Raw genomic sequence first — 4,166 nt, forward strand, 5'->3', positions numbered from 1 at the left:
AGCATTGGTTTTGTCAGTCTAGATTTTTTGTTTCTTTTTCATCGATGGAAAAAGATAGAGAAAAGACATTTTTGGTTCAATTGGTTCTCGATACACTTCTCCCTACGGTCGATGCACTTGCCCCGAATGGTTGGGGGACATCTAGTTACCCTCATTAGTTGTAATGTCACTTCGAGTCAATCATTATGAAGCACTAATTAGTACTTCGACAAGCTCAGCAGAACTATCGAGAAGCTTTACAATTATCATTGTTCTCGATACAATTTTTCGTGCCTCAAAATCACTCGAACTGACACTTAGGTTATTTCTATATTTTAAGAGTGAGTTAAAAAACGACCTACAAAAACAAAGCGTAAAACTTGAAGTGAGGGTTCGTTAAAAATAATCCGTCTTGTGATGAATTCAAATGGAATTTGAAGAAGTTAGCGATTATTTAGAATCCGAAAGAGAAGTTTAGCTGTGCTTTTGTCAGTCTAGATTTTTTGTTTCTTTTTCAGGAATGGAAAAAGAAAAGAGAAAAGACATTTTTGGTTCAATTGGTTCTCGATACACTATCTCATTCTTCAATAGCACTCGAACTGACGGCTTGTAGTTATAAAAAACAAGAGCCAAAACTAAAAACCGTCCACGAGCAACCAATAACTATCAATAAATTAATAGTTAAATATCATCTTTACTTATTTAAATATTCTTCAAAAAGAGCTTTAAAGCTATCCGCCGTAGATCCAAAATAAACAGGATTTTTTGCCACTTTTCCCGCCTTATCAACTAAGGTATAGTGCGGAATACCCGTAATATTAAATTTCTTTCCTAAATAGTTCCATTCATCTGCGGAAACCCTATAATGTTCACCATTGATATTAGGAATCATATTATTATAGGTTTTTTCTGGAGAGGTTTGATTGGTAATGTAAACAAATACAATATCCTCATCCTTTAATTCCTCTTTTAGAGGTTTCATTTTTTGCATTCCAGAAAGACAAGGGCCACACCAAGTTGCCCAAAAATCTACAAATACTACCTTACCCTTATATTTTTCAATAATAGCTTCAAATATTTTATCGGCTTCGGCATCTGGGGTTTCATGAACGATATACTCTGTATTATCCTTGTTTTTTTCAATTTCAGCTATTGTTTTTTCGTTCTCAAAAACAATATAGTCCTTAATATATGGGGAATTTACATAACTTACCAATTCGTTTAAGGCTTCACTAGAAAGCGGTGTAAGCTGTTCTACAATAGGGCGTAAAATTGTTTGACTTATAAATAAATCTGTCACCCAAACGCCTTTTTCGTCAAAAAAATGAATATACTTTTCTATACCCTTTCTTTTTAATTCCAATTGTACATATTCTTGTACTTGAGAGCTGTAGGTTCTTAAAATTTCTTGACTTCGCTTATTATAATCTTCATTATAATGCGCTGTGAATCGAGCCTGTTCTTCTTTTGTCAATAGATTTTTAGATGCTTTTTGTATGGCTAGTTCTTCAGTTGTAAAATTTATTTGTAAAGGTGTTGCAATCTCAAGAATATTATCAATAATAATACCCTTAGTATTAATGAGTTTATTGCGTTTTTCATCAGGCAATTTTTGGTAAAGCTTTGAAATTTTCTGACCAAACGAGCTTAATACATCTTTATTCTTCTCATTAAAATCTTTTCGTTTTTTTAAAGCTTCGCCATTATCGTTTTTAAATTTTATAAGTGTATTTACTGTTGCAAATTCGCTATCTGACATTAAGACCCCTTTGTTTTTAAGTATTTCGGCAAGCTCATCAATTTCAGGATGTGTAACACTAATACTATTACTTCCTCTAACAGGTTCTAAATATTTAAAACGGTTAATAAAGCTATCATAACTAGGTGCCATTACAGCCAATTTATTATTGTAAATCTCAGGGGTTATAAAATTAATATAATCGGCATCTATTTTATTGCTTTGGCGGTTTTGGCTATGAATGTCATAACTTAAAATATTCATATAACGACCATACGCTAACTCTAGGCGTAAAAGTTGTTGGGCTTTATTGCTTATAAATCGGGTTTTAATTACACTGTCTAATAGTTTTTCTATTTTATCATAAATGGAATTGAATTGCTCTTTGTAGCTCTGTAAAGAAATGTTATCTACGCTTCTTGCCAAAGCTCTCATCTCATTAGAGTACTTCATTCTAAGATTTAAACTGTTTAAGTCTGTATTGATTTGGGCACAGTCTCCAGCAAAAAAAGAATCTCCTTCTGCATTAGAGTTAATTAATTGCCAGGTTTCTTTGCCTGGTTCAACAAAAACTGATATCGCATTATTTGGAAGCCTCACAAATACTTGTTGCGGGTAATACAACGGAAACTTTATTGAAAAACTTCCATCATCAGCAATTTTTATTAAATAGGGTTCTTGTTTACTTGTGATAACATTATTAACAAAAACCTGCCCTGTTTTCTGCTTACTATCCTTATCAAAGTTTTTTACAATTCCAGCATAGGTAGTAGAGTCTCTTTTTAGAACCTCTGATTCTGTATAAAGATTGTCATTGGCAATTTTAAGGTTAGGGTTTTTCGTTGGGGTTAAACTATAGGCAAGCAAGTTGTTTTTATGACTCCCAAAACTTATGGTAGCATCTTTATTCGGTTTGGCGTATATTATTTTTTCCGCTCCATTATTTTCCAAGGTAATCACATAAAAATTCCTTTTTTTCTGAACAGACTTATAATTCCAAACTTTGCGGTCCAAAATTGCGTAGTTGTAGTACAAGCCAAAAGCCCATAGGTTGCTGCCATCTGTCTTTAGCCAATTTCCTCGCAGTTCTTTTGGAAATGTTGACGTTAAATAGTTTTCAACATCAATAATTCTTGTGTTGGGTAAATCTTTGTTGGATTTATACAGATCGCCCATTTTACCGTTAAAACCTACTTGCAAAAAATGTTCATTCCAGTTTTTAAAATAGAACATCCAATATTCATTTTCATTTTCATTTTCATTTTTTACAACAAAACGGTATTGGGCTGATGCATCTGAGCCTAAAACAACAATATCTTCGATACTATATTTTTTATTTCTAAAACTGATGTTTTCTTCATCTACCTTAAATTCTAAAGTATTGTTTCCGTCGGTAGTAAACCAATTTTTTTGAAATACTGTCGGTATTTCTGTACCTGTAATACGTTTTGAATTTGCCGGCACCTTGTGCTTTACAAACGTACTAAAAGCGCCCTCACCAAGCTGTAATTGTATGCTGTCTTTTGATACCACTTTTATTCTAAAGTGCCTGGTATTTTCATTATTATCTTGCCCCGAAAACACAAAAATACCATCGCTATTTTTTTGAATTTCCTTATAAATAAAAGAACTATAACCAGATTCTATAAATCCTGGATGAATAAGTAATCCATTGTATTCATTACTTCCTTTGTTATTGTGCCACTCCCCAAATACGGATTCTGGTAGCGACATATTGTGGCTTATTGATTCTTGAGTATAGCCTATGCTCACAAAAAATAGAAAAAGGTAAATACTGAGGTGCATTGTGATTTTTTTTGGTTTGTTCATCTTGATTGATTGATTTTTTATTTGATTAAATTGGATATCCTTAATTCTATTTAAAAAATTTTGTTCTGTTTAAAAATACAATAGATAATCCCTAAATAAAAAGTATTTTCGGATGAACTGCATATATGGTGACTGAATTGCATTTATTCAATGAATTTCTGTGTTTTATTCTCACATCATGCTGTCCCGAGTCTTCTGGAGTTTCAGCATCTTAGTATTTATTATTATACGATGAGACCCTGAAATAAATTCAGGGTGACGTAAAACTTAATCAAAACCTTGCTTCCGCTTTCGTGGTAAAGGATAAAAAAACAACCTACAAAAACAGAGCGTAAAACTTGAATTGAGGATTCGTTAAAATAATCCGGTTTATCAAATGCAAAAAGAAGAAAGACTCAAGAGTGAAAAGACAGTTTCCAGTTGGCAGTGGCAGTATTGATTCTAGGTTAAAGGTGAACTTACATCTTCTTAGATGACAAAAACGACCTACAAAAACAGAGCGTAAAACTTGAACTGAGGTTTCGTTAAAAATAATCCGTCTTGTGATGAATTCAAATGGAATTTGAAGAAGTTAGCGATTATTTAGAATCCGAAAGAGAAGTTTAGCATTGGTTTTGTC

General features: G+C 32.6%; 1 protein-coding gene. It reads right to left on the reverse strand.

Features of this window, described 5'->3' with window-relative positions; translation table 11 throughout:
- Nucleotides 1-673 precede the first annotated feature (673 nt).
- Nucleotides 674-3,451: a TlpA disulfide reductase family protein gene (locus MWU65_RS17300; protein WP_247079936.1), complete on the reverse strand. Its 2,778-nt coding sequence runs from the start codon at nucleotides 3,449-3,451 to the stop codon at nucleotides 674-676.
- Nucleotides 3,452-4,166 lie beyond the last annotated feature (715 nt).

The sequence above is a fragment of the Cellulophaga sp. F20128 genome, from assembly GCF_023015805.1.
In the GTDB taxonomy this organism is placed as follows: Bacteria; Bacteroidota; Bacteroidia; order Flavobacteriales; family Flavobacteriaceae; genus Cellulophaga.

Bases quoted from the DNA above. Each gene is read 5' to 3' on its own strand.
- MWU65_RS17300 (WP_247079936.1), bottom strand. From the start codon at position 3,451: ATGTCGCTACCAGAATCCGTATTTGGGGAGTGGCACAATAACAAAGGA.